We start from the raw sequence: 26158 nt of genomic DNA, 5'->3' as shown, positions 1-26158 counted from the left end.
ATCATGTTATGAAAATAAAAAGCTACGAACTGTTCCAGGTTCCGCCCCGTTGGCTGTTCCTGAAAATAGAAACGGACGAAGGTATTATTGGCTGGGGAGAGCCTGTCATTGAAGGTAAAGCGGCTACTGTAAAAGCTGCGGTGGACGAGCTCATGGAATTCCTGTTGGGAAAAGATCCCATGCATATCGAAGATCACTGGAACATGATGTACAGGGCCGGCTTCTATCGCGGCGGCCCCATTCTCATGAGCGCGATTGCCGGTATCGACCAGGCGCTGTGGGATATCAAAGGAAAATATCACAACGCGCCTGTTTACCAGTTAATGGGAGGCAAAGCAAGGGATAATATTAAAGTCTATTCCTGGATTGGCGGCGATCGCCCTTCTGAAGTAGGCACCGCCGCCCGTAAAATGAAGGAGCAGGGGTTTCTGGCAGTAAAGATGAACGCTACGGAAGAACTGCAATATGTAGACAGCTATGAAAAAATAGATGCCGCCATTCAACGTATTGCCGCCGTAAGGGAAGCGGTTGGCCCGGGAATAGGTATCGGTATAGATTTTCATGGCCGGGTACACAAGCCCATGGCTAAAATACTGGCCAAAGAGCTGGAACCCTTCCGTCCAATGTTTATTGAGGAACCGGTACTGCCGGAAAATAATGAAGACCTGCGCGAAATAGCACAGCATGTAGCTATTCCTATTGCCACCGGCGAACGTATGTTTTCCAAATGGCAGTTTAAAACATTGTTGAAAGATGGCTACGCTGATATCATTCAGCCCGATGTGTCCCATGCGGGTGGTATCACCGAATGCAAAAAGATTCTTTCTATGGCCGAGGCGTTCGATGTGGCGGCAGCACTGCATTGCCCGCTGGGGCCCATTGCGCTCGCGGCCTGTTTGCAGGTGGATGCTACCTGCCACAACGCGTTTATACAGGAGCAAAGTTTGGGCATCCACTATAACCAGGGCAGTGATCTGTTGGACTATCTCACGGACAAAACTGTGTTCCAGTACAAGGATGGTTATGTTGATATTCCTTCCAAACCGGGGCTGGGCATAGAAATCAACGAAGCGCATGTAAGAAAAATGGCCGGGGAAGGACATAACTGGCATAACCCGGTATGGCGGCATACAGATGGCAGTGTGGCAGAATGGTAAACACAACTTTGCAACTGAAACATGCGCGTAGTACAACCAACAAAAATACGTTACCGGATATTGTTCCTGGTATTTGTGAATGTAGTGATCAACTACATGGACAGGAGCAACCTGGCAGTAGCCGCGTCTGAAATAGATAAAGAATTTAAATTCAGCCCGGTGCAACTTGGATTGATCTTTTCTGCCTTCAGCTGGACCTACCTGGCCTTCCAGGTACCGGGTGGAATATTGGTGAACCGTTTCAGTCCGCGCATCATGTATACCTTCAGTCTTATTGCCTGGTCGTTTATCACCGTGATGCAGGGATTTGCAAAAGGCTTTACTTCTCTTTTTGGTTTGCGTATGGCAACCGGTGTGTTTGAAGCGCCCGCCTTTCCTATCAACAACCGGGTAGTGGGCAATTGGTTCCCGGACAATGAGCGGGCTTCCGCTATCGCGGTATATACCTCCGGCCAGTTCCTGGGGCTGGCTTTCCTGATGCCGGTGCTGTCAAAGATCCAGCTGGAAGCAGGATGGAAAGGACTGTTTGTGGTAACCGGTCTGATTGGCATTATATGGGGCATTGTATGGTACCTGTTTTACAGGGATCCACTGGAGCATAAAGCGGTCAATACAGCGGAGCTGCTGCATATAGAAAACGGTGGCGGCTTGCTGGACAAGCAACAGGTGGAAAAGAAAGCCGCCTTTCGCTGGGCCGACCTGAAAGCAGTGCTTTCTTATCGCAAGCTCTGGGGCATTTATATCGGACAGTTTGCGGTAAATGCTACGCTCTGGTTTTTTCTTACCTGGTTTCCAAAATACCTGGTCGACTATCGCCACCTCGATTTCATAAAATCAGGGTATTGGGCTTCCGTGCCTTATCTCGCGGCGTTTACAGGCATTTTGTGTTCCGGTTTTTTATCTGATTACCTGGTAAAAAAAGGCGTATCTCCTGCAAAAGCGCGCAAGCAGCCTATCATTATTGGCTTGCTGGTATCCGCTTTTATATTGGGTGCTAACTATGTGCATACGCCGGCGCTCATTATTTTTTTTATGTCGCTTTCTTTTTTCGGGGTTGGCTTTGCTTCCATCACCTGGATATTTGTGTCAACGCTGCCGCCTAAACATCTCATTAATCTTACCGGTGGGGTGTTTAATTTTATTGGTCAGCTGGCGGGTATTGTAGTACCGGTTGCAATAGGTTTCCTGGCCAGTGGGGGCAGTTTTGCTCCTGCACTGGTGTTTGTGGCAGTATTGGGATTGTTGGGCGCCTGCTCATATATTTTCCTGGTGGGAAATGTAGAGCGGATAAAAAATGAAGATGATGAATAACAAATTAAAGAGGACGCATTTCCTAAGCTGCGACTGGGGCACCAGCTCCTTCCGGCTGCGGCTGGTGGAAGCCGGAAGCGGAACAATCATAGCGGATGAAAGATCAGACACCGGTATTGCCCGCACCTATCGGCAATGGCAACAAACACCGGCACCCCGGGAAGGATTTTTTGCTGACTTCATTAACCGGCAGATAGCTGCATTGGAAGAAAAAACAGGCATGCCTTTGCAGGAAGTTCCTGTAGTGCTGTCAGGTATGGCATCTTCCAGCATAGGTATGATAGAACTGCCTTACAGGGAATTACCATTCCGATTGAGTGGAACAGACCTGGCCATACATACCTTTTCCCGTTTTACTATTATCTCCGGCGCCTGCAGTGACGACGATGTGATGCGCGGCGAGGAAACGAAGGCAGTGGGCTGCGCAGCGTGGCTGCCGGACATGCCCGGCGAACAATGTTTGCTGATGCCGGGTACTCATCCCAAACATATCATCGTAAGCAACCACCAGGTAGTTCGTTTCCAGACTTTCCTGACGGGTGAATTTTTTGACCTGTTATCTTCCAACAGCGTCCTGGCTGCGTCCATAAACAATGAGGGTGCATTGCACGATCCGGCTTCCCTTGCCTGCTTTACAAAAGGACTGTATGCAGCACAATCGGGAAACCTGCTGCATACAGCCTTTATGGTACGTACTAACCAGTTACTTAGAAAAATAGATCCTGCTCATAACCGTTTTTATTTAAGTGGTTTGCTCATAGGAACGGAGCTGAAGGCCATACCGGTCAATGTACGGGTGTACCTGGTGTCGGGACCGCTGCATACCCCGCTTTACACGATTGCCTGCCAGGTGTTGAACATTCCGGTAGCGGCGGTGATCGATGCCGATGATGCACTGATACGCGGACAGCTGGCTGTTATGTCAAATCCGGCGTTGTATTAACGGAAGAGCATTCTCCCGGCTGCTTTATGCGTGCATGAGGGGAACTGCCAGCTCTTCTTCTGCTGCTTCAGGAACCGCTACCGCGTGTTGTTTTCCAAAATTAACAAAGCTCAGACCCAGGTTTACCGCCAGCAATGCAGCACTCATCCAGATAACATGATGAACACCGTAACGGGCTATAATAAAGCCACCCAGCATGGTGCCCAACGATATGCCGATGTTATAGCAGGAGGTAAGCAGGCTGTTCACAAACTCCAGGGCACTATGCGGTACGGAGCGTGTGGAGCGGATATTGCCTATGATGAACCCGCCGGTATGAATGGCGCCCCAGAAGGTAAGAATGATGACCATTGGAATAAAAATACCGCCAAAGAAATAGGCGAGTACCTGAACTGCAATAAGCAGACTGAAAAATACTCTTGTAGTAAGCATTACGTTCCTGCTTAAAGCAATACCGGTAATCCAGTTACCCAATACGCCCGCGCCGCCAAACAACAGCAGCATCAGGCTTACCTGGGTGCCGTTCATATGCGTGATCTTCTCCAGGTAGGCGGCCAGGTAACCGTAACTTGAAAACATACCCGCCAGCATCAGGATAGTAGAAACGAGATTCAGCCATAGCTGCGGATTTTTTAACACGTACAATTTGCTTTCACCTGCTGCTTTCCTGGGCGAGGGCATGGACGGTACAAAAAGCACCAAACCTATAAAGGCGATCAAACTAACAAAACTTGCGAGGAAAAAAGAGGCCTGCCAGTTGTTGAAAAATTCAGCCGCATAGGTAGTGATCGGTACACCCATCACCGTGGCGATGCTAACCCCCGACATTACGATAGATACAGCCTTACTGCCCGATTCCTTGAACGCCGCCGCCAATGAAATATTCCAGAACAGCGGGTGTAAAAATGCCGGCAGTATACGGGCAATCATCAATACTGTAAAGTTGGGAGAGAAGGCAGAAAGGAGGTTGGATACCACAAATACCGCCAGTACGGAAGACATCAGCAGCTTACGGTTGATATTGGTGGTCAGGGCGGTTATAAATGGGGAAGATACGGCGACCGTTAGCGCAAATGCACTTAACAGCCACCCCGCCGTTTCCAGGGAAACATCAAATACCTTGGCAAGATTAGGCAGTACACCTATTACGCCGAATTCGGTGGTAATAATTCCGAAGGCCCCCAGAGCCATTGCGTAGATCGACTTTTTCATTAATTTACGGATTTGAATATTTGAATGTTTCTATATATTAAGGAAGACGGGCACAAATTATCAACGTTCAAAAAATTATGCTTTTAAGGCAATAAGGCGGTCGATGTAATCGCCCAGTACTTTCTGGTTTAAAATGTACTTCAGGTTTCTTCCTTCTTTTTCAGGTATCAGCAAATCAGCATCTACCAACTGTTTCAGGTGGTGGGAAACAGAGGGTTGGGTAAGCTCCAGGAGGTCGGTTATCTCTGCACAATACAAACATCCCTGCTTTTTCTTAAAATGCTGCAGGATGGTAATCCTGCTGGCATCGCTCAATGCACGGGATATTTTCTCGAATTTTTTGTTGTCCATATCCGGAAACTGATTTAATCGGATGTAAAGGTAAGGGGAAAAACATAGAAACATATAAATGTTTCTATAAAAAAATAATGAACACCGATGAAATGCCATCCGGGCAGGGATTTTGTTATTTTGAGAACAATTACTGCCGAAGGCATAAAAACGACCCATGAAAACATTCTTTAAAGCGTTATTTGAATACAACTACCATTGTAATCAAAAACTGGCAGAGGCCATGAATGCCAACCCGGACAAAACATCCGAAAAAGCGCTGAAGCTTTATAGCCATATCCTGAACGCACACCAGATCTGGAATAAACGGATTGAGCCAGGAGCGCCTGCCGTCGGGATTTGGGACCTTCATGCTATGCAGGATTTTAAGCATATTGATAAAGCAAACTATGAAGACACATTACTTATAATCGATACACTTGACCTGGAGAAGATGATAAACCATCCAAAAATTAAAGGGAAGCCCTTTAGCAAAAAGATCGGGGAGATATTATTTCATATCATCAATCATTCCACTTACCACCGGGCGCAAATTGCCACTGAATTCAAACAAAATGGTCTGGAGCCTTTGGCAACAGATTATATTTTTTACGAAAGGGAGTAGTGTGGCGACAATCGCCATGTTTCCCCAGTATTATCTTTTCATTTATTCACACAAAAGCTCGATTTAATTTTTTATTCTTGTGCACCACTCTCAATCACATGAATCGGTACCAGCAAGAATCTGATGCATACTTAATTGCGTTCCTGCGTGAGGACGATGCCCTTGCTTTTGCTGAAATCTATAACCGCTACTGGAAAAAATTGCTGGCCATTGCCTATCACCATTGCCGGGATAAAGTGATTGCCGAAGAAATGGTGCAGGAAGTATTTATCGGTCTCTGGAACCGGCGTAGCGAGCTTTATATAGATAATGTAAGCGCTTACCTGGCTACCGCCGTGCGACTCTCGGTTTTTAAACAATATGCGCGGCAAAAACGGAGAGATCAGATAAAAGATCAGGCAGCCGGTCCGGCAATAAATACCTGGGATGAAGAGAAGATCTATGCCCGGTTTATGCAGCAACATATAAACGGTATCGTGGAAGTTTTACCGGAGAAATGTCGCCTCGTGTTTAAACTAAGCCGCATGGAAGGACTCAGCATACCCGAAGTAGCCCAAAAAATGGGTATCGCGGAAAAAACAGCGGAAGCCCATCTTACCAAAGCATTGAAAGTATTGAAACTGAAATTGAATCGCCCCTATTTCTGGTTGTGGATGTGGCTATTCCTCCGGCTACTGATTCCCTGATATTTCTTCAAAAAAAATGCCCGGCCCACTAAGGGTGAGAGCAGCCCTTATGGTACATATGTACGTGGCCATAATATCCAGTTATGAGGAGTAATGTATTTGACCTTGTAGGAAAAGGTCTGTGTACGTCTGCAAACAACGCAGATAATAACAACTTACCTGTAGTATGAAATGGTATCAGCAACAATCGGATGCTGATTTAATGATGTCCCTGCGCGGGGACAATAGCCACGCTTTTGCCGAAATCTATGACCGTTACTGGAAAAAATTACTGGCCGTTGCTTATCATCATTGTAAGGACAAAACAATCGCCGAAGAAATTGTGCAGGAGGTATTTATTGGTTTGTGGAACAGGCGGAAGGCGCTTTACATCGACAACGTGAATGCTTACCTCGCTGCGGCCGTAAGGCTATCCGTTTTTAAACAGTACCTGCGGCAGAAACGAAGAACGCAGATCATTGAACAAACAGCCGGTCCGGCGATATCGGCCTGGGATGAAGAAAAGATTTATACCCGGTTTCTCCAGCAACAAATTAATGGCATCGTGGAAACCCTGCCGGGACAATGCCGCCTGGTGTTCAAATTGAGCAGGGTAGAGGGTTTAACCATACCGGAGGTGGCACGAAAAATAGGTATCGCGGAGAAAACTGCAGAAGCGCATCTTACCAAAGCATTGAAAACATTAAAGCTAAAATTGAATCGCCCCTGCTTGTGGGTTATCATCCTGATTAAAATACTGATGCAATAAAATTTCTGAAAAAAATTATTCGCTGACTAAGGGATAAGGATATACTTAGGGTGCCTGTGTCTGTAACCATAAAATCTGTACGTTGAAAGACAATAAATATCACCTGATTGAAAAATACCTGGATGGTACCATTACGCAACAGGAAGAGGAACAGTTGATGGCCTGGTACCGGGATTACAACCAGACCGATGTTGAATGGTTGTCGGAAAATGAGGAGGAAGAAGAACAGGTCCGGTTGCGCATGCTCATGCAACTGCAGCAGCAGATGAAGTTGCCGGCCACCGGGCGCGTTGCTGTGAAACGCCGCTGGTACTACCTGCCGGCCGCAGCATCTGTACTGTTGATACTGGGGCTTGCTGCCTATTTTTACTATCCGCTATTACATCGGCAAACGCAGCCGCACAGTATTGCCCAGGCACCCAAAGCCATTGTGCCTGGTAGCAACAAAGCGATATTGAAATTAGATAACGGTGATGAGGTGGTGTTGGAAGATGCCCAAAACGGGATCATATCCCGGCAGGGGAATGCGCTGGTAAATAAAACAGACAGCGGAAGCCTGTTGTATAATAATGAAAACGCCAACCCAACCACCAACGTAGTATATAATACCTTGCATACGCCTTATGGCGGCCAATATCGGGTTACTTTGCAGGACGGCACCAATGTATGGCTCAACGCAGGTTCATCATTGCGTTATCCCACCTCTTTCCCGGAAAATGAAAGGAGGGTAACCCTTACCGGCGAAGCATATTTCGAAGTGGCAAAAAACGAAGCAAAGCCATTTTATGTAACAGTAAATTCAGCAGCCGGGACCCCTTTGTCGGTAAAGGTATTGGGAACACATTTTAATATCAACGCTTATCCCGACGAACAACAACAGGTTGTTACACTCCTGGAAGGCGCCGTAAAAGTAGGCTATGGCCAGGCAAATGCATTGCTGGTTCCCGGCAACGAAGCCATATTAAACAAAGGCCGGATCAATATAAAAAACGGGGACACGGAAGCAGCTACTGCATGGAAAAACGGCTACTTCTTATTTGATAATGAAAAAATTGAAAGCATCATGAAACAGATCAGTCGCTGGTATGATGTGGAAATCACTTACCAGGGCAATGTTTCAGGAAAAGCCATTGGCGGTAGTTTGTCGCGCTCAAAAGATGTTGCTGATGTACTAAATATGCTGGAATTAACCGGTACTGTTCACTTTAAAATAAACGGAAGGAGGATCACAGTTATGCCATAAAATCTGCAAAGCAGTAAGCAATAAAAAACCGGGAGCGTTCCAGCGCCCCCGGAGCGTTTGAGCTTATCCTGCAAAAGACAAATTTCTTAAGCCTTTGTAGTCACAGTTATCTTATTAAACTCAAACATCCAAATGTAATGAAATTTTACATACCTGACGTGTGCCCTGTAAGAGCCGGCAGTACGTACAAAAAACTCCTGTTGAGGATGAAACTGACCTTTGTTTTAATGATCGCAGCGTTAATGGAAGTCAGCGCCGCCGGCTATGCCCAGAAGGTGACGTTATCAGCTAAACAAATCACGCTCCAGGAAGTATTCCGCCAGATCCGTAAACAAACAGGTTACAACGTGTTGTGGGACGTGGATATTTTAAAGAATGCCCAGCCCGTAGCAATACAGGTAACTGATGCAACGGTAGAAGAAGTACTGAAGAAAAGCTTTTCCAATCAGCCTTTTACTTATACGATCCGCCAGCATACCATTGTGATAACCCGTATGCCCGCGCCAACAGTGGCGACCATACCCATTAAAGGACGTGTTACCGATACCGATGGGAACCCATTGCCCGGGGTGGCGGTGCGGCTTAAAGATTCCCAGATCGGAACGGCCACACAAACGGATGGCAGCTTTACGCTGAACGTGCCCGATGCCGGCGGGGTGCTGATATTCAGATACCTGGGTTATACGCCGAAAGAAGTGGCTATCAATGGTCAAACCACTTTCAACGTGCAGCTCGAACAAACCTCCTCGCAGCTCACCGAAGTGGTGGTAGCTTATGGTAAACAAAGCTCCCGTGAAATTGTGGGCTCGGTGGCAAAGCTGTCTGCTATTGATATTAAAGATCAGCCTACCGGAACTTTTGCAGAAAGGCTACAGGGTAAGCTGCCGGGAGTCCAGGTGGCGCAAACAACAGGCAGGCCCGGACAGGGAATGGATGTGCGTATACGTGGCGCGGCTTCCTTTACCTCCAACGTGCGACCGCTGGTGGTAGTGGATGGACAGCCTATACTGGGAAACCCCGATAATATCAACAACATTAACCCGGACGAAATTGAGTCGTTTACCGTTTTGAAAGATGCTTCCTCTACCGCTTTATATGGTTCACGCGCAGCTAATGGAGTGATCATTATCACTACCAAAAGAGGGAAATCCGGCGCTACACAAATAAATTTCAATTCCTATTACGGAACTGCTTCACTGATGCGTGAACTGATACCACCGGTGATGAACGCCACCCAGTTAGCTACTTACATGAAAGGGTTCTATGAAGATAAGATCAAATACGAAGGCTATACCGGCGGCATACCTGCTGTGTATCAAAATCCCGAACAATATGGCGAAGGAACAGACTGGTTCAGCGTGTTGACCCGGAATGCGCCCGTACAGAATTATAGCCTGTCTATCAATGCAGGAAACGATAAGGCTGCTTATAGTATCGTGGGCGGCTATTTTAATCAGCAGGGTATCCTGAAAAATACCGGTTACAAACGTTTTTCTTTACGTGTAAATGGCGATTTCAACATTGGCAAACGCGTAAAGGTAGGTGTTGGCGTGGCGCCATCTCTGCAACTGGAGCATAACAACAGGCAAGGCGTTGGCTTCAATGTGGACGGGCAACGTGCCATTTTTGCCTCCGCATCCATGATGCCTACCATGGGCTCTCCCTACAATCCGGATGGCTCACTGGCCCTTGGCATTTCAGGGTTTACCAACCAGTTTGTATGGGCCAACCCGCTGCGTCAGCTGCTCGAAGTGAAAGATGACGCTAACCGGTTACGTGTATTGGCGAACGTGTTTGCAGAAATAAAACTGACTGATCATCTGACCTTCCGCACATCGGGTAATACGGACGTGGGGAACATGACCCGCAACAGGTTTATTCCTTCCACTTCCATAGGCGGCTTTAACGCGTTGCCGATAGAAAATCCGCCACCAGGGAATAATACAGCTATGGGTGAATCGGTCGTTAATAATGATTATTCGTGGCTGAATGAAAACACACTTAATTACCAGCAGCAATTTGGTAAAGACCATTCATTGAATGTATTAGCCGGTTTCACGGTACAGCGTTCCACGGGCTTTGCCAGCGATTTGGTGGGCCGCGATTTCCCGGACAACAGCGTTACCTATTTGAGTGCGGCTACACGATTTACTACCAACACCTCCAGCTTTAACGCCTGGACAGTAGCGTCATTCCTGGGTCGTGTAAACTATAGCTTTAAGGATCGTTACTTTTTGCAGGCAACCTTGAGAAGAGACGGATCCTCCCGTTTCGGCGACCAGAATAAATGGGGTACTTTCCCTTCCATTGGTGCCAGCTGGATTGTCAGCGATGAGTCCTTCGTCAAAGGCATGTCGGCGCTGAGTTTACTGAAACTGAGAGCCACCTACGGTTTAACCGGTATGGCAGAAATAGATAACTATGCTACAACAGCTGCTATCAGCAATGCCAATTACAGTTTTTCAGGTAACCTCGCTCCCGGAAAAGCGCAAAGCAGTTTGGGCAACCAAAAGCTGGGCTGGGAGCGCAACCGGCAATTTGATGCCGGCTTTGATTTGGGATTGTTTGATAACAGGGTCAATTTCTCTTACGACTATTATAATAAACTGACAACAGGATTATTATTTGTGCTGCCTGTTCCGCAATCGTCCGGTTTCACTACGGTGCAGGATAACCTGGGAGATATCAGCCAATGGGGCCATGAGTTTATAATAAGCACTAAGAATCTTGTCGGAAAACTCAAATGGAACACCGATTTTAATATTTCCTTTAACAGGAATCTTGTAAAACGTATCGGGTTAAATAATATTTCCTTTGCCGACAAGCCTACCACCACGCTGTCTGAATTCACTGACTACCGCACACTTGTTGGCAAGCCAATCGGGCAGTTTTATGGTTATGTATTTGACGGGATATTTAAGAATCAGGCAGAAGCCGATGCCGGCCCCAAATACTATGGAACAGGTACCACCACGCTCTCCCAGGCAGGCACCGTGCGGTTTAAGGATTTAAACGGCGATGGTAAAATTACGTTCCCGGATGATCAAACGGTGATCGGGGATCCCAACCCTACCTTTATCTTCGGTCTCTCCAATACTTTTCAGTACGGCAACTTCGACCTGAGCATTGCTATCTCAGGAACCTATGGCAACAAGCTGAAAAATGGTATGCAGGAAAGTACTTACAACCTGGACGGTGTATTTAACGGTCCGCCGGAATTACTCGGCCGCTGGCGTTCTGAAACAGATCCGGGTAATGGAAAGGTGGCGCGTACTTTAGCAAATACTACTGCCGCATATCGTACCGACAATACGCTGTTTATTTATAACGCCTCCCATCTCACCATCAACAACATTACACTGGGGTACATGCTGAGGAAATTCCGGACGCCATATATCAAAAGTTTAAGAGTGTATGCGTCTGCACAAAATCCATACATCTTCACCAGCTACCCGGGCAACCCGGAGGCGAGCGCCGGCGGGCTGGCATTTGTAACACAGCAGGGGCAGGACCTGGGCGCATATCCCCTGCAAAGAACATTTACGTTTGGCTTGAACCTTGGCCTTTAAAAATCAGTAAAAATGAAAAAGATTTCCTGTTTAATATTGGTGATACTGAGTCTGGCGGAGGTATCATGCAAAAAATTCCTGAGCGAAACCAATCCTAACAACGTAACATTAGGTAGCTACTTCAAAACGCAGAATGATTTCGACCTGGCAGTGAACGGCGCTTATGTCCAGCTGCGCGGACTTTATAATAACAGAGGCGCCTGGGTAATGGGGGAGATGCGTTCGGATAATGCGCACTACGACTACAAATCGTCAGACCAGGCAGTAGCCACCCTAAACCGTTATGCAGTCGCTGATTTCCTCGATGATAAGTATAACAACCAGACCCCCGCAAAATGGAATGCCGGTTTTAACGCGATATCAGCAGTCAATGTGATCATAGATCATATTGATGACATCAAATTAACTGATGCCAGCCGTAATGCCATACTGGGCCAGGTGAAGTTTATCCGTGCCCTCGTGTACTTCGACCTGGTGCGTTTTTACGGAGGGGTACCCATTTACAAGCATGCACCGCTTACCCGCGAAGAAACCTATATTCCGCGCGCTTCTGCACAGGAGGTGTACGACCTGGTCATCGCCGATGCTACCGATGCCGCCGCCAAACTGGACGCACCCGCTTTCCCGCAAACCGGGCGCGCCACCAAGGGCGCAGCACTGACACTGCTGGGCGATGTGTATGTTACCCTAAAAAAATATGACCTTGCCGAAAATGCTTTAAAACAGGTTACCACTATGGGCTACTCCCTGTTCCCAAGCTATGGTGATGCATTCCAGCTGGCTAACAAAAACGGCCGCGAATCCGTATTTGAGATCCAGTTTAACACCGGCCTGGCAGTGCCACAGGCAAACACTGAGGCGTCTGTTTATAACTTTTTACCACGTATGGTCAATACTACCGTGGTAACCGGCGTAAACTTTAACAACGTTACCACCGTAGGTGGCTTTAACACTCCTACGCAGGACCTGATCAGCGCCTACGAAGCGGGTGATCAGCGCCTCGATGCCTCTATCGCCATCGCGGAGGGCAGCTTTAACGCCACAGATGATTTCACCGCTACGGCAGTTAAATCATCCGTTGATTATATTCCGCCTGCAGGTAAAGTGGGCCGGCCATTTCCCAGGAAATACCTGCATGCACATGCGATCGGTAATCAAACAAACGACGACTGGCCGGTTTACCGCTATGCTGAAGTGTTGCTGCTGTTGGCCGAAAGCCTCAATCAACAGGGCAAATCAGGGGCCGCATTGCCTTATCTGAATGCGGTGAGAGAGCGTGCCTTTGGCGATGCGTCACATAACATTTCCACCGCCACCCAGGAGGGCCTGCAGACAATTATTTTGAAAGAAAGAAGGGTGGAACTGGCTTTTGAAAATAAGCGCTGGCTTGACCTGGTGCGTACAGGTAATGCCATTAAAGTGATGAACGACTTTGGCGTAAAACAAAAGGCGCAATACAGCTATCTTCAGCCAGGGAGCTATAATGTTACCCAGGACCGGCTGCTGTTTCCGATACCCAATGCGGAAATTTTACTGAATGATAAACTAACTCAAAATCCAGGTTACTAACTAAAAACTCATCTTCATGAAAAACATTATGATGAAGGCAGGTAATTCCTGCTTAGGATCTGTTTGTCTTAATTTGACAGTTTTTGCGGGGTTGGTGTTATCGATGGCTTCCTGCGCCCGGCAGGCAGAGCAACCGCCGTTGAAAGATCCTCAACCGAAAAACACCGGGCCCAAAACAGAACTGGCCACTTGTTGCTGGGTAGCCACCACCAACGAGGTGCTAAACAGAATTGAGGTATACGATCCGGCAGATGCTTCCTGGAATTCGTCTACCATGAAATGGAGCTGGATGCCTACCACGGCACTGTCGTACAATGCCACCAGTGAAATACCTCTCTGGACTGCGCCCACAGATATTAAGGTGCGGAATAACACGGTGTTTGCCAATACCGCACAGGTAATTACCGCCACCTCCTACAGACTGGCCACTATTGCGCGTTATACCGGTACAGGCACCAAAGGGCAAAAACTATGGGTGATGGGTTTTAATGATACTACGAGTTTGCATGCAATGGAAATATTGCCTGATGGTAATTGCGTGGTAGCCAGCGCCGGTAAGAAATGGCCACAGGGATGGATCCGTATATATTCTTCCTCGCAGCCTTCGCCCAATCATGGGGTAAATACGCAGTATTATTTTGCTTCTGCCCATGCCGTACTGTGGGATGCCACACACCAGGTGCTTTGGGCGCTGGGAAACCAGCTGAGAAAATACAAGTATAATACTGTGATATCGGGAGGTACGATTACCAACCCTAAGCTGGAGCTGGATACCAGTTATGACAGCCTGCCAAGTCCCTGGGGTCACGACCTTGCTGCCGATGTGAATAACCCGGACCAGCTATTGCTTACCACCAATGGAGGCGTTTATACTTTCCATATATCTACCGGCACTTTCGACTCCATCCCCGGTGCCGCATACGGATCTTTTACAAAATCTATCAGCAGTCAGCCCGGTCAGAATACCCTTATAGAAACCCGGCCCAGCAGCGGTTGCCCGCTGTATCCTGCCAGCGACTGGTGCACTTCGGTGGTCAATTTTTATAATGCTGCCAGCGGCGCTGCTACCGGCTCCCGTACAGTAAGTGGCTCGGCTATCTATAAAGCGAAAGCGTTTGATCCAAATTATTATTGATACGATGAGAAGAATAATACTGATGGGTGTTGCTATCGCCTGGGTTATTTCCCAGGCAGCCTGCAGCAAAAAACCGGGAGCTAACCCAGCTCCCGGTCCCACTGTCAACCCGCCGGTAGTGCAGGCGTACCCGGGGTTTCAGCTGGCGTTAACCAATGATGCGTCCAAACAGGTAGAGCTCTATGATCCAATGGCGACAGACTGGAATGCCACGGAGGCGAAAAAGTGGAGGTGGTCGCCTACTACTTCGCTGGGCTTCAGCACAAACGAAGTCAAGAGCTTTGGCGGAGGTACCGATTTTAAAGTGCGGAAAATGAAAATCTGGCAGGACGCCAGCTACGCAGTGATCAGCGATAACGGCATGGCTGCTTTGATTGCCTATCCATCCGGACAGCGTGTATGGTCAAAAGTGATCAGCGGCAACCTCCATTCGGCAGAACTGCTGCCCAATGGTAACATTGCGCTGGCAGCTGCTGATGGTAACTGGATCAGGGTATATGCTTCTTCGCAGGGAGCTGATAATAATACCTATACGGAGTATTCTTTAGGCGCGGCTCACGCCGTGCTATGGGACCCTGTAATAAACGGGTTATGGGTTACCGGCCAGGACTTAACCAACAATGCGCACATCCTCACGGCGCTGGCGGTTGGAGGAACGGATGCCGATCCGGAGTTAACGGAATTAAAGCAATACCGGGTGACGTTGCCTACAGCGTGGGGCCACGAAATAAGTGCGTATTATGGCAATACCAACCTGCTATGGGTAACCACCAACGGGGGAGAGTATGTGTTTAATAAAACGGCTAAAACATTTTCCGTTTCTCCGACCAACAACCTGACTTTTGTAAAAGGCATAGGGAACCAACCCGGCGGACAGATTGTGCTCGTGCGTCCTGACGCTAATAAAAATCCGCGTCCGGCCATTAGTTGCTCGCTTAATAACTGGTCTTCCGGCACAGTCGATTTCTATACATCCGGCGGCCAATGGCAGGGATCGAGGATAGTAAACGGCGCCTGTTTTTATAAAGTAAAAATAGTTTACGACAATTACCAGTGATGTATTTAAAGAAATATTTAAAGAGATATACCTGCTGCCTGGCTATACTGGGCTTGAGTATTGGTAACAGTACAGCTCAACAGGCCGTACCTGCGTTTATCCCTATGCCGCGTTCCGTAAAAACGGATACCGGTAAATTTGTCTTCGGCTCCAGTACACTGATACGTGCTGATGTTCAGGAAACACGTACCGTTGAATATTTCACTGGTCGTTTGTTCAGCACCTGGCAATTCAAAAACAAGGTGATACCCGGTGCCGCAAAAGCATCGGGCCGGCAGCCGGAACTGTTCATCACCAACAGTGGGGCAGAACAGCTCCCCGGTGAAGGATACCGGCTGTCGGTAACACCTGCCGGAATTACCCTTAGCGGCAAAGGTGCGGGCCTGTTTTATGGCATGCAAACCTTGTTGCAGTTGTTCACTGCACCCGTCAACGGAGCAACGGTGATTCCCTGTGTAACCATAGAAGATGCGCCCCGTTTTGGTTACCGCGGGCTGATGCTGGATGTTTCCCGGCATTTCTTTACAGTGGAACAAATCAAAGATCTGCTCGACCTGATGGCTGACTATAAGCTGAATCGTTTTCACTGGCACCTTACCGATGACCAGGGCTGGCGGCTGGAAATCAAAAGTTGCCCGGAGTTAACAAAAGTGGGCGCCTGGCGTGTGCCCCGGATTGAGTTTGGCGGCAATACACTGCCGCCGCAACCCGGTGAACAGGCCACTGATGGAGGCTTTTATACACAAGAACAGGTGAAGGAAGTGATCCGCTATGCGGCGGAAAGACATATCGACATACTGCCCGAAATTGATGTGCCGGGACATTCGATGGCCGCTATTGCAGCATATCCCTGGTTATGCGTTACAAAGAATGCTGATACCAAGGTAAACCCCGGCAGCAGTTTCGCCAAATGGTTTTCTAACGGCGGCTTTGAAATGTATACAGATAATTCCCTTGACCCCACCGATGAACGGGTGTATCAATGGCTCGATAAGGTATTGGGAGAAGTTGCTGCATTGTTTCCCTACCCTTATATTCATATTGGCGGAGATGAATGTTACAAAGGCTATTGGGAGAAGAATACCGGCGTACAGCGTTTTATGAAGGAGCATCACATCCATGACACCCATGAGCTGCAGCGCTATTTTGTTTCAAGGGTCAACAAGATCATTTTGTCCAAACACAAAAAGTTGATCGCCTGGGATGAAGTAGCAGCAGGTAACATAAAAGATACCATTACCGTGATGAACCGGTTTGGTGAAAAAGAGGCCATAGCGCAAATAAAAAAAGGGATGAACATTGTGCTGGCTCCCGGCGGCAACGGGCTTTATTTTGATTATGCGCAAAGTACTTCAGACCAGGAACCATCGAGCCATGGCGGCGATGCACCGGTGTGGAAAGCTTATCAGTATAACCCGGAATACCGGGCATTATCCGCAGAAGAACGTAAACATATTATGGGCGTGGAAGGCTGCGTATGGACGGAAAACATCTCCGATGTTTCTAAACTGCAATATATGCTCCTGCCACGTATGCTGGCGCTGGCAGAAACAGGATGGTCAGATGAAACGGCCAAAGACTATCCGCGTTTCGCCGGCACAGCATTACCATTACACCTGTCGCGCTTTGACAATACAGGCCTCAACTACCGGGTGCCAACAGTTTTTAACTACACGGATACAACAATACTCACCGATACTTTCCGGTTTGAAGTGGCGCAACCACCTGTGCCGGGAGCCAGGATATTTTATACGTTGAACAACCGGCCACCGGGAGACTATGATCATGAGTATCGGAAACCTGTAATGATTACTGTTCCCCGAGGGAAAACAATCACACTTAAAACCATTGTGATCACTCCTGCAGGGCGCAGAAGTATTATCACGCGTACGGTACTGGATAACAGTCGCAAAACTGGAAATTAGCATGATCGGATAATGGCTTTCATCCGGCATGGCAACTTCTTTCCTTTTGCGATCATTTAAAAGCCCTGCAACATCACGTTGCAAGGCTTTTTGTTTTGGGGTATAATATCTCAAAGGACAGATAGGACCAGTATCATCAGCCTTACAGCGGCAACCAGTAGTTAAATCCTTTACTTCTTACTTCCGCCCAGCTCTGGGGAGCAGGTCCTCCGCTTCGTACCACATCCAGTGTAAAATCAGCGCTTTCAAAGGTCAGTACATCGGTGTAGTCTTTGCCGATAACGTTTTTGTAGTGTATCGTCAGGGTTTTGAGCCTGGGATCATAAAAATTGTCATCGCTCGACTGCTGTACGGTGGAATAGGCAAAGGTGGGTGCGGGGAAATTTGTATTACCCGCCAATACCGGTTCTACACGATAGGTACCGAAGTCTTTGTCTACCAGGCTCAACACGTTGTACATCCAGCCTGCACCATGAAAACCAAATACTTCAAAGCTCCAGGCGCTCGTGCCCCAGATGATGTATTTATTATTGAGCTGCGGATCATCACCGGTGCTCATCGGGGTAATGTATTTATATTTCCTGGTTCTTCCGTCAGGACTATTCTCGCCGGCGTTGCCTGCCAGCTGTACGGAGTAATACTTTCCTGCAGGGATTTTGGGAATGGGAAACCCTGACCAGTTAACGGTTTTGTCTTTTGTAACCAACAGACCGGCAATCAGGAACTGTGTATATTGCCTGCTTAGCGGCACATTGTCGGCACGCAGGATCTTCAGGGAAAATGCGAAGTCGTCGTATGCACTCATCTTTGTTCTTTCAATGGGTACATCAAAAATCAGTGATGCAGACGATGTTCCTTTTTTTATCTCTACTACAAATCCCTTTTCTTTTTCGTTGTATGGAACATTGGAAGTATAGGCGGATGGATCCGGGGTTTTCTTCGACGTGTTCTTCAGGATATTATAATCCTCTATTGTTTCTTCGTCGAAACCTACTACTATCCTGATATCCTGGGAGGCGGGCAATGATCCGCCAATACCGACTTTAAACTTTACCTGCGCCACAAAAGTTTTTGTGTCAATAATTGTATCTGAGTCGTATTGGGCATTGAGGTACTTGATGGTGTCCACAAAAGTATGCGCCGGTAGCTCCGATATTTCTCGCTCTGTAGCGGAGGTAGATTCGGCAGAAATAATATAGGCTTCCTGTTTGTAGAACTCTTTGTCTTCGTAATCCGGTTTACCGCAGCTGCTGAATGCTGCCATAGCGGATAACGAGAAAAATATAGTATGAATGCGTTTCATGATATCTGTTTTAAGAATGATCTACCATCCGGGATTTTGTGAAAGTGTGCCCCAATAGTTGGCCACTTCCTGGAAAGGGATAGGCAGGAAATAGTTTTTGGGTCTGAATACATATCCGTCTATAACAGCCCTGTCGTAGAAGCTGCCATCAGCGGCCATATAATTACAACCATAAACGAGGCCGCCCATTCCCAGGCTGTTCCCCCAGGTATCACGCGTGGTTTTGCCGGCGTCTTTCCAGCGACGGGAATCGAAATATCTTTTCCCTTCAAAAGCCAGTTCCACATATCTTTCGCGTTTTATTCTTTCCCGGGTGATTTCTTTGCTGGCGGGTTCATAGCCGGGTAAGCCGGCGCGAAACCGCACCAGGTTAAGGTATTTTAATACATCGGCATCACCGGGTGTAAATTCGTTCAGCGCTTCGGCATAGGAAAGATAGATCTCGGCCAAACGCACTACATGATACGGTTTGTCGTAACTGCCACCGGCTTTCTGATCATCGTCGGCCACCCATTTTACGATAGGATAACCCGACCGTGTGGAAGGTCTGTCTGACTGAAGGAAACCATCCAGTGCATTGGCCTTGTAGTCGGCATAATAGTACGTGCCATTGTTTTGTTCGTAGCCCCGCCCGATAAATCCGATCGTTGCATAAAACCGCGCCTCGCGGTTCAAACAACGGTTAGGAACTTTTGCATTGGTATTTGACAGGTTGAAGCCCGTAATAATGGGCGTAACAGGATCTTTGCCTGTTCCTTTTATGTAAAATGCATCGCCGCCTTCGGCTATGCCTGCATCGTTATATAGTTTCCTGTCTTCCGCTTCAATAACAGCCCCGTTATTCATAAAAAAGGCATCTACCAGTTTCTGCGTGGCGCATACGCGGGCTGTATTGACAGCACCTTCACCGTTGTTGTAGTTTCTCGGGAATCCGAGAATGGAGAGGTTATAGGTTTGGCCGGGTAAATTAACGATCCAGATGGCTTCCTTATTCCAGTAAGCCTTTCCGCCGCTGAACAGTCCTTTGAAAGAACGGTATGGATCTATGCCAGCGGGTCCGTTGGGCCATGCTACATTGTTCCCGGGAAAGTTGCCCAGGGGAACAGTTGTATAACCGCTGTTGGCGGGTACGGTGAACAGTTCGAACTTGCCCTGGTCAATAACAGCTTTGGCGGCATCAGCGGCTTTCTTCCACTTTTGTTGATCAGCCGCTACGGAAAAATAAGATTTCCCTTTAGGATCTTTGAAGTTGCTGTAGTCGGGGTTGCCGTTTACCAGCGGACTGGCATCCCATAACAATACCCTGGCTTTGATGGCCATGGCGGCTTCACGGGAAGGACGGCCCAATTCCGAGGTCAATACCTTCTCCTTTGCGGGCAACAGGTTGATACAGGAATCCAGTTCCGATACAAGGAAGTTCACGCATTCATCTTCTGTATTCCTGTTGGTAGGCAGCTGTTCTGTGTTGGAATAATCTATTGTTTTGTTCACAATAGGAAAAGGGCCGTATAGTTCTAACATCTGGGCGTAATAAAAAGCCCGCAAGAACCTGGCATCGGCGGCATATCCTTCCACTTCGCCGGGCGCAAGCAGTTTGTCGTTCGCTTTATGATAGTTTTCCAGGAAAAGGTTGCAGGTGCGTATTGCTTTGTAATAGTTGGCCCAGAAACTGAAAAGCGGATCGTCAGCGTTGAACTTACCCTGTGCAAAAATAAGATTGGGATAATTATCCAATCCGCCATGGCCTTCGTCGTAGTTGGTGTTAAACGGCCATGAATATACCATATCGGTATAGTTGGGAATGTTGCCATAGCAGGCGGCCCAGGCTTTACGGATATCAACCCGTTGCGTCCAGATGTTATTGAGATTATTAACCTCGTGCAGGTATTCGTCTGCTTCAAGATAGTGACAGCCGGCAGATTGAAACACGAGCAACAGGGCTAAGAATAATTTTGATATATTGTTTTTCATGTACACGGTTTTAAAGGTCAAATCCAATTTCCAGTCCCACGGATATTGTTCTTTTCAAAGGATAGGCAAACGACGAAAACTGCTCAGGATTCCAGTCTTTGAACTTTGAGAAGGTGACAACATTATCGCATCTGCCATAGTAATAAATACTCCGGAACGGGGATTTTTTGGTCCTCGGTGTCCAGTTGTAGCCTAATTCTGCATCAGCTATCCTCACGTAAGAAGCTTCTCTTAACCAGAAGGTGGATTGCTGCGCATTGTTCTGGTTGTCGGTGCCAAAACCCAGCCGTGGATAAGTTGCGCCGGCATTTTCAGTGGCAGCGTTGCCGGAGTAGGAGGCGGGTGTCCAGTGGTGGTTGACTGCGGCGGTATAAACGGCGCCATTGTCGTTGCCGCCCGCATTATACGGATTGAAAGGTATCCTGCCGCCGGAGATGCTCCTGTACATATTGAATTTACCAATGGCGCGGGTGGCAAATGTCCATTTTTTATACCGCAGGTCTATGGCAAGGGAGTAACTCCATTTAGGATACGCATTCCCGGTCCATATCCGGTCGTTAGGTGTGATCACGCCATCGCCATCAATATCCTTGTACTTGATGTCGCCGGGCATTACTTTATTCCAGGTTTGCACCGGGCTGTTATCAATATCTTTCTGGTCTTTAAATAATCCCAGTGCGATGTAATTGAGGCTGCGGCCCCAGTCGAGTCCTATGCCGCTCTGGTAGGCTACTTTAGGGTCCAGTTGTCCGTTTTCCAGGATGGTGTTGGTATTGTAGCTGATAATTCCTTTGATGTAATTGATCCTGAAATTGTTCCATGTTTTGGTATAGGTGAGGTCAAAATCAATACCTCTTGATTTTGTTTTACCCAGGTTGGCCTTCGGAATGGCTGGAAGCCCCAGGGTGGCAGGTAACCGGTTCAGGTCAATCAGCTGATCGTTGTTGACATACTGGTAGGCATCGATCACCAGTTTTACTTCTCTGAAAAAGCCTATTTCAGCACCCAGGTTTAACTTCTGGTTGCGTTCCCAGGTGAGGTTCAGCTGCTCCAGCCTGGATTCGCCTACGCCGGGAATATAGCTGCCGCTGCCCGCTGCCTGTCCGAATCCGAAGGTATAACCGTTTACCGGACCGGTAGTGGCCATATACCCGAAGCGGGTGGCATTTCCGGGTGCGCCTACGGTACCATACGATACCCTGAATTTCAGGAAGTCGACTACGTTGGAGATATCGCCCCAGAATTTTTCAGAAGAAGGTACCCAGCCAAAGCCAATGGAAGGGAAGGTAGACCAGCGTTTGTCTGGCGTAAACATCTGTGATCCGGAGGCGCCAAAGTTGATATCTGTAAAATATCTGTCGCTCCAGCCAAACGTTAATCTTCCTGCTACAGATTGTTCGCGTGCCGGCAATGCATTGATAAGTAAGGTGGCGCCGCTGCCGTCAGGTGCGTCGGTCAGGAATTCGCGTTGTTTGTATAACAGTAATCCTGTTACAGCCAGCTTTTTAAAAAATGTTTGCACGTAGTTCATGCTGCCCTGGAGTTCTATTACCCTGTTACCGGTTGGTGCTACATAACTGAAACTCATTTTGTCGTCCAGGTCCGGTGTTTTATTGATGGTCACCAGGTTGCCCTTTTCGTCTCTGCCCGAGCCCATGTAGCTGTTGGCGAAGTCCGGAGCGTGACGCTGGTAGTTCTTTATATAGTTGTGGGAGTAAAAATTACTTTTGGTAAAAGAAGCGATACCATTCAGGAATAACCCCTTGGTGATAAAGTCCAGTTTCTGTGTTACGTTCAGGTTCGTGGACATATAGTTGGCATATCTTTTCACAAAGCCTGTTTTATTCAACAGGGAATAGGGATTCGATATCCCAATGGGTTCTTCCGGAGCAGTGCCATTCGAATATTCTGCAGGGAATAAGGTGGGGTTGATCGTATTCATAATATCGAGCAGCTTGTCTACTCCCTGTCCGGGTTCGGTGGTGGTGTTATACCGCCCGTCGAACCCAATCCCTAGTGTTGTTGAGGGCGATAGATCAGCCTTCAGGTTGGAGCGGAAATTAAACTGGTTATAATTGGCGTTTGCGTTAGCGGCATTGTTGCTGTTGAACATACCTTTCTCGTTGTAAAAACCGCCGGACATATAATAGCTCACTGCATTGCCACCACCGCTGATATTGAAATTGGCTTTATTGGAAGGGTTGTTTTGTTTTACCATCGTTTTATACCAGTCTACATTTGGGTAGAAGTCCATATCAGTGTCGGCAAACTTTGCAATTTCTTCGTTGGTATAAAACGGGCGCTTGCCTCTTACCACCAGCGCTTCGTTCTTCATGCGTGCGTAGGTGGGAGCATCCACCCATTGGGGTTTGTAGGATGCGTTGTTGAGAGAGGTGGAGGCTGAAACGCGAATGGTAGGTCTTGACGCGATCTTGCCTGTTTTTGTTGTGATCACGATGATACCGTTGGAGCCTTCCAGTCCGTATACGGCTGTTGCTGATGCATCTTTTAATATCGAAAATGTGGCGATGTCATTGGGGTCTACGTCGTCAATATTTCTTCTGAGACCATCAATCAGCACCAGTGGGGCAGTATTACCGGTAACAGAGTTAATGCCCCTGATGATAAAGGATGCGCCGTCTTGCCCGGGCTGCCCGGATTGCTGTACAAAGGTAACACCGGCCACCCTGCCGGCAAGTTGCGTGGTGAGGGAGCGGGTGGGTGCTCTTAATTCGGTGGGGTTTACGGTGGTGATGGCGCCTACTACGCTTACTTTTTTTTGCACCCCCATTGCTGTTACCACTACTTCATCTTTCGTAAGACTCTCGGACTCCATCAATACCGGGAATTTCCGGAGACTCGCATTTGGGATGGTTTTAATATCAACCTCCTGGGTTTTGTAACCTACAGATGAAAATACCAGGGTGGAATATCGTGGAATATTACTCAGGATAAAGTATCCGTTTTTGTCGGACACGGTTCCCACCAGCGGGTTTGCTTTCAGGTAAATGCTAACGGAAGTTAAAGGTTGCTGCTGTAGATTGCCGATGTTACCGGAAATGGTAATGTTTGTTCCGGCCGTATCCCTGCCTGCCAGCAGCGCAGAACGTGGTGTGTGTAGCGTTACAAGCTTGTTGTTGTTAAGCCGGAAAGCGATGTCTGTTCCTTTCAGCAGAGCAGTTAGTACGGTGGTAATGTCTGTACTTTTTCCATCATAGGTACCTGCAGTCTGGTCAAACATCGGGTCTTCCGTATAAAGAAACCGGTACGAGGTGGTTTTCTCGATATACTCGAGTACTTCCCTGATAGATTTTTTACCGGCGGGAACGCTGATCTGCTGTGAGAAGGCCCCCAGGCACGGGCCTAAGCATAGAATGACGGTAAGATACAGCAGTAGCTTGCAGCATTTGTTCACGTTCATGTGAATTTTGGTTTATAAAAATGAAGATTAAAGGCAAAGCAGATACAGGCGGACTTCATGACGTCCGCAATATCTTAGTATATACATCGGTTGCTGTTAAAAAAATAGTATTGCCATGAAGGATATCATCAGCATGGCGGATATTTATTGGTTGATATAAATTTTATTTCCCGAACTCGTATAATGAAATGGAATAGTTTGTTGTAATGCCGGGATGATCTCATAAATTGATTCATCCGAAAATGTTCCTGTAATACGGATATCCTGGAATACCGTATCATTAAAATGAATAACTACATTAAATCTTCGCTGAAGCTCATTGGCTACATCCTGGAACCTGGCAGACCGGAACACCAGTTTGTTTTTCAGCCAGGCCATTTCGTCGAAGCTGCTGTCTACCCGGTTAAACATCATATGTTGTAACGATACGGTTTCGTTGTGTGTTTCTTTCGCTGCTGTTGGTGCGATGTACTGGTTTTGTTTCTGGTTGATGATCACTTTTTCCCGTGGCCTTAAGAGGATCACTCTTTCCGGATCTTTTTCCGTGGTCAGCTGAATGGTGCCGGTAAACAGCGAAGCTTCCACCAGGGAATCTTCTGCATACGCTTTTACATTAAAAGTGGTTCCCAGTACTTTCACCGCCACTGTGGAAGTGGAAACGATCATGGGCATCGCCGGATTTTTCTTCACATCGAAATAAGCTTCGCCTTCCAGGCTGATTAGCCTGTTTTTTATACCGAAATCCTTATCGTAGCTCAGCCGGCTGCCGGAGTTTAAGATAACAACAGAACCATCCGGTAAATGAACGGTTGTTTTGGCGCCGCGTTCCGTGTTGATCTTGTTGCCGAAGGTACCGGCATCGTTGCGACCTGCTACCAGGTAAAGCACAGTGATCACTGCCAGGTTCAGTGCGGCTGCTGCATAGATCTTAGAGAAACGTCTGAAATGATGTTTAACACCGGACAACGCAGGTTCCGCTGTAGGATCAACCGGTTCATCGTTTACAGCTGGCTGTCCGAGGGCATGACGAAGACGATGCTCGCTTCGCGAGATCATAGAAGATTCTTCCTCCGTAATAATTTCCAGGTTGTAAACAGCATCCAGTACTTCGCTTTGCTGAAATTCCTGCTGATGTTTCATTAGCAGTTCCTCCAGCTCTTTAATCTCCTGATCAGAGATCTCGTGATTCAATTTTTTAGCGAGTAGTTCCCAGATTCTGTCCATTTAGACGATGGTCGTTTATTAGAAGGAGTGGTAAAACGATTGTTTACCCTTAAAGGCAGGAAAAAAATTATGTGGTGGAAAAGGTGAAGGCTTTGCTTAATTTCTTCAATGCAATACCCATCTGCGTTTCCACGGTTTTTTGGGAGATATTTAATATTACGGCGACATCGCGGTATTTAAACGATTGCTCTTTAACCAGCATGAATATGAGCTTGCATTTGGGAGGAAGCTGGTTGATGGCCGCATTGATACGGAGCAGCATTTCGGAAGAAATCAGCAGTTCTTCGGGTGAGCGGGCTACTTCCAGGCGGAAGTCTTCAATGTTTTCCAGCGGTTCGGTGACGTTTAGTTGTTGTTTCAGAAAAGTGAAGGCTTTATTACGGGCAATTACATACAGATATACTTCCGGGTTGGCCACATCCAACATCTTTTCCCGGCGTTGCCATAACTGTACAAACACGTCGCTGGCCAATTCTTCGGCGGATTCACGCTGCTTCACCAGCGAGAAAATAAGTTTGAATATACGGCTGAAATATAAGTTGTGCAGCTTCACAAGAACAGCTTCGCCATTGGCGGCCTGTAGTTGCTGGAATAGAAGCCTCGCCTCGGTTCCTCCTTTCATAACGGGTAGGTCAGTGCCTTAATAATAAAGAGTAAGCAATACTAAGGATTACAGCGCGGGCATATTCCGGTACCCACAGTATAGTCGGACTAGTTTAATCGGAAATT

General features: G+C 47.5%; 19 protein-coding genes. 12 read left to right on the top strand and 7 right to left on the bottom strand.

The window, feature by feature from the left end; genetic code table 11:
- The first annotated feature begins 8 nt into the window (after positions 1–8).
- The 3 genes from dgoD to KE626_RS16655 are packed head-to-tail and all read left to right on the top strand — an operon-like array spanning position 9 to position 3411.
- Entirely contained in the window at positions 9–1157 is a 1149-nt protein-coding gene (gene dgoD, locus KE626_RS16665; protein ID WP_211974055.1) for a galactonate dehydratase, read from the top strand.
- A gap of 21 nt (positions 1158–1178) precedes the next feature.
- A complete protein-coding gene (locus tag KE626_RS16660; protein WP_211974054.1) occupies positions 1179–2468 on the top strand; it encodes an MFS transporter in 1290 nt (429 codons plus the stop codon).
- Positions 2461–3411, top strand: a complete 951-nt coding sequence (locus KE626_RS16655) for a 2-dehydro-3-deoxygalactonokinase (RefSeq protein WP_211974053.1) — start codon at positions 2461–2463, stop codon at positions 3409–3411. The genes KE626_RS16660 and KE626_RS16655 overlap by 8 nt, the downstream gene beginning before the upstream one ends.
- Before the next feature lie 24 nt (positions 3412–3435).
- On the opposite strand, the gene KE626_RS16650 is transcribed toward KE626_RS16655, so the two are convergent.
- Positions 3436–4623 (bottom strand): MFS transporter, encoded by a 1188-nt coding sequence (locus tag KE626_RS16650; protein ID WP_211974052.1) that lies wholly within the window; start codon positions 4621–4623, stop codon positions 3436–3438.
- A 75-nt stretch (positions 4624–4698) separates the two neighbouring features.
- A complete protein-coding gene (locus tag KE626_RS16645) occupies positions 4699–4974 on the bottom strand; it encodes an ArsR/SmtB family transcription factor (protein WP_249207509.1) in 276 nt (91 codons plus the stop codon).
- 157 nt (positions 4975–5131) lie between these two features.
- On the opposite strand from KE626_RS16645, the gene KE626_RS16640 reads away from it, so the two are divergent.
- The 9 genes from KE626_RS16640 (at position 5132) to KE626_RS16600 (ending at position 17510) form a co-directional block, all read left to right on the top strand.
- Complete coding sequence (locus tag KE626_RS16640; protein ID WP_211974050.1) at positions 5132–5578, top strand: DinB family protein; 447 nt, start codon at positions 5132–5134, stop codon at positions 5576–5578.
- A gap of 98 nt (positions 5579–5676) precedes the next feature.
- Positions 5677–6264, top strand: coding sequence for an RNA polymerase sigma-70 factor (locus KE626_RS16635; protein WP_211974049.1), 588 nt, complete (start codon positions 5677–5679; stop codon positions 6262–6264).
- 166 nt (positions 6265–6430) lie between these two features.
- On the top strand, positions 6431–7012 hold the full coding sequence (locus KE626_RS16630) for an RNA polymerase sigma-70 factor (RefSeq protein WP_211974048.1): 582 nt from the start codon (positions 6431–6433) through the stop codon (positions 7010–7012).
- A gap of 82 nt (positions 7013–7094) precedes the next feature.
- Positions 7095–8255 (top strand): FecR family protein, encoded by a 1161-nt coding sequence (locus KE626_RS16625; protein ID WP_211974047.1) that lies wholly within the window; start codon positions 7095–7097, stop codon positions 8253–8255.
- A gap of 137 nt (positions 8256–8392) precedes the next feature.
- On the top strand, positions 8393–11824 hold the full coding sequence (locus KE626_RS16620) for a TonB-dependent receptor (protein ID WP_211974046.1): 3432 nt from the start codon (positions 8393–8395) through the stop codon (positions 11822–11824).
- Between the two features lie 12 nt (positions 11825–11836).
- Entirely contained in the window at positions 11837–13393 is a 1557-nt protein-coding gene (locus KE626_RS16615) for a RagB/SusD family nutrient uptake outer membrane protein (RefSeq protein WP_211974045.1), read from the top strand.
- 16 nt (positions 13394–13409) lie between these two features.
- Complete coding sequence (locus tag KE626_RS16610) at positions 13410–14528, top strand: DUF6528 family protein (RefSeq protein ID WP_211974044.1); 1119 nt, start codon at positions 13410–13412, stop codon at positions 14526–14528.
- Between the two features lie 4 nt (positions 14529–14532).
- Complete coding sequence (locus KE626_RS16605; protein ID WP_211974043.1) at positions 14533–15585, top strand: DUF6528 family protein; 1053 nt, start codon at positions 14533–14535, stop codon at positions 15583–15585.
- A complete protein-coding gene (locus KE626_RS16600) occupies positions 15585–17510 on the top strand; it encodes a beta-N-acetylhexosaminidase (RefSeq protein WP_211974042.1) in 1926 nt (641 codons plus the stop codon). Before KE626_RS16605 ends, KE626_RS16600 begins: the two co-directional genes overlap by 1 nt.
- Before the next feature lie 142 nt (positions 17511–17652).
- Here the strand turns inward: KE626_RS16600 and KE626_RS16595 are convergent, their stop codons facing one another.
- The 5 genes from KE626_RS16595 to KE626_RS16575 form a co-directional block, all read right to left on the bottom strand.
- Positions 17653–18813, bottom strand: coding sequence for a DUF1735 domain-containing protein (locus KE626_RS16595; RefSeq protein ID WP_211974041.1), 1161 nt, complete (start codon positions 18811–18813; stop codon positions 17653–17655).
- A 21-nt stretch (positions 18814–18834) separates the two neighbouring features.
- Positions 18835–20784, bottom strand: a complete 1950-nt coding sequence (locus KE626_RS16590; RefSeq protein ID WP_211974040.1) for a RagB/SusD family nutrient uptake outer membrane protein — start codon at positions 20782–20784, stop codon at positions 18835–18837.
- A gap of 10 nt (positions 20785–20794) precedes the next feature.
- Entirely contained in the window at positions 20795–24205 is a 3411-nt protein-coding gene (locus tag KE626_RS16585; RefSeq protein ID WP_211974039.1) for a SusC/RagA family TonB-linked outer membrane protein, read from the bottom strand.
- A gap of 144 nt (positions 24206–24349) precedes the next feature.
- A complete protein-coding gene (locus KE626_RS16580) occupies positions 24350–25429 on the bottom strand; it encodes a FecR family protein (RefSeq protein WP_211974038.1) in 1080 nt (359 codons plus the stop codon).
- 67 nt (positions 25430–25496) lie between these two features.
- Positions 25497–26051 carry an RNA polymerase sigma factor gene (locus KE626_RS16575; protein WP_211974037.1) on the bottom strand — a complete coding sequence of 185 codons (555 nt, stop codon included), beginning with the start codon at positions 26049–26051 and terminating at the stop codon, positions 25497–25499.
- Between the last annotated feature and the right edge of the window lie 107 nt (positions 26052–26158).

The organism is Chitinophaga hostae, from assembly GCF_018224885.1.
Lineage (GTDB): Bacteria > Bacteroidota > Bacteroidia > Chitinophagales > Chitinophagaceae > Chitinophaga > Chitinophaga hostae.
The sequence above is the reverse complement of the archived record's forward strand: the minus strand, read 5'-3'. Positions and strand labels throughout refer to the sequence as shown.